1 tRNA gene and 2 rRNA genes are annotated in these 2279 nt (G+C 45.5%); all 3 read right to left on the reverse strand.

Annotated features, from left to right (window positions below):
• A 23S ribosomal RNA gene (locus BK821_RS13065) occupies positions 1-1585 on the reverse strand; the annotation flags it as partial.
• Positions 1586-1928: 343 nt separating this feature from the next.
• A tRNA-Ile gene (locus BK821_RS13070) sits at positions 1929-2005 on the reverse strand.
• A 104-nt stretch (positions 2006-2109) separates the two neighbouring features.
• Positions 2110-2279: ribosomal RNA gene (locus BK821_RS13555) — 16S ribosomal RNA — on the reverse strand; the annotation flags it as partial.

Here is a 2279-nt window from a genome sequence, read left to right on the forward strand (position 1 = left end):
AAAAAATTTCCTCTCCCCATCACAACTTGACCTTAAGAGTACCGGATTTGCCTAATACTCAGTCTTATTGCTTGGACGTGCACTCCAACAGCACGCTTCGCCTATCCTACTGCGTCCCCCCATCGCTCAAAACGAATTTTGGTGGTACAGGAATATCAACCTGTTATCCATCGCCTACGCCTATCGGCCTCAGCTTAGGACCCGACTAACCCAGAGCGGACGAGCCTTCCTCTGGAAACCTTAGTCAATCGGTGGACGGGATTCTCACCCGTCTTTCGCTACTCACACCGGCATTCTCACTTCTAAGCGCTCCACATGTCCTTGCGATCATGCTTCAACGCCCTTAGAACGCTCTCCTACCATTGTCCTACGGACAATCCACAGCTTCGGTAATATGTTTAGCCCCGGTACATTTTCGGCGCAGTGTCACTCGACTAGTGAGCTATTACGCACTCTTTAAATGATGGCTGCTTCTAAGCCAACATCCTAGTTGTCTGGGCAACGCCACATCCTTTTCCACTTAACATATATTTTGGGACCTTAGCTGGTGGTCTGGGCTGTTTCCCTCTCGAACACGGACCTTATCACCCGCGTTCTGACTCCCAAGTTAAATTGATTGGCATTCGGAGTTTGTCTGAATTCGGTAACCCGATAAGGGCCCCTCGTCCAAACAGTGCTCTACCTCCAATAATCATCACTTGAGGCTAGCCCTAAAGCTATTTCGGAGAGAACCAGCTATCTCCAGGTTCGATTGGAATTTCTCCGCTACCCACAACTCATCCGCTCACTTTTCAACGTAAGTCGGTTCGGCCCTCCATTCAGTGTTACCTGAACTTCAGCCTGGTCATGGGTAGATCACCTGGTTTCGGGTCTACGACCAAATACTCAACGCCCTATTCAGACTCGCTTTCGCTACGGCTCCACATTTACTGCTTAACCTTGCATCAAATCGTAACTCGCCGGTTCATTCTACAAAAGGCACGCCATCACCCATTAACGGGCTCTGACTACTTGTAAGCACACGGTTTCAAGTTCTATTTCACTCCCCTTCCGGGGTACTTTTCACCTTTCCCTCACGGTACTGGTTCACTATCGGTCACTAGAGAGTATTTAGCCTTGGGAGATGGTCCTCCCGGATTCCGACGGAATTTCTCGTGTTCCGCCGTACTCAGGATCCACTCAAGAGTGAACAAACTTTCGACTACAGGATTATTACCTTCTTTGATTCATCTTTCCAGATGCTTCGTCTAATTTGTTCTTTTGTAACTCCGTATAGAGTGTCCTACAACCCCAACAAGCAAGCTCGTTGGTTTGGGCTCTTCCCGTTTCGCTCGCCGCTACTCAGGGAATCGATTTTTCTTTCTCTTCCTGCGGGTACTAAGATGTTTCAGTTCTCCGCGTCTGCCTTCGAATATGCTATGTATTCACATATCGATAACACGACATAACTCGTGCTGGGTTTCCCCATTCGGAAATCTCTGGATCAAAGCTTACTTACAGCTCCCCAAAGCATATCGTCGTTAGTAACGTCCTTCATAGGCTTCTAGTGCCAAGGTATCCACCGTGCGCCCTTAATAACTTAATCTTTTTTGACTTTTAACACGACGAAGTCGGTTAAAAACCCAAAATGTTATTAATCTGTGAGTGTTCTTTCGAACACTAGCGATTATTTCTTTTTGAATTCAAGCTTATTTAAAACTCTAATTCACTCGGTTTTTCTTGGTAAAATCTATATATTTTACTTACTTATCTAGTTTTCAATGTACAAATNTTTCAATGTACAATTTCTAATGGTGGAGACTAGCGGGTTCGAACCGCTGACCTCCTGCGTGCAAAGCAGGCGCTCTCCCANCTTTTGTTGAATACTCCGATGAGCATTCAAAACTGAATACAATATGTCNCCATGTATAATATCTAAAATAATCTAATGGTGGGCCTAAGTGGACTCGAACCACCGACCTCACGCTTATCAGGCGTGCGCTCTAACCAGCTGAGCTATAGGCCCATTACGATTACGAATACTCTTAATGAGCATTCAAAACTGAATGCAATATGTCAATGTTATCCCTCTGTCATCTTCTAAAGAAGATGTTCCGAATATATCCTTAGAAAGGAGGTGATCCAGCCGCACCTTCCGATACGGCTACCTTGTTACGACTTCACCCCAATCATTTGTCCCACCTTCGACGGCTAGCTCCATAAANCCCATTACGATTACGAATACTCTTAATGAGCATTCAAAACTGAATGCAATATGTCAATGTTATCCCTCTGTCATC

The sequence above is a fragment of the Staphylococcus sp. LCT-H4 genome, assembly GCF_001866145.1.
In the GTDB taxonomy this organism is placed as follows: Bacteria; Bacillota; Bacilli; order Staphylococcales; family Staphylococcaceae; genus Staphylococcus; species Staphylococcus succinus.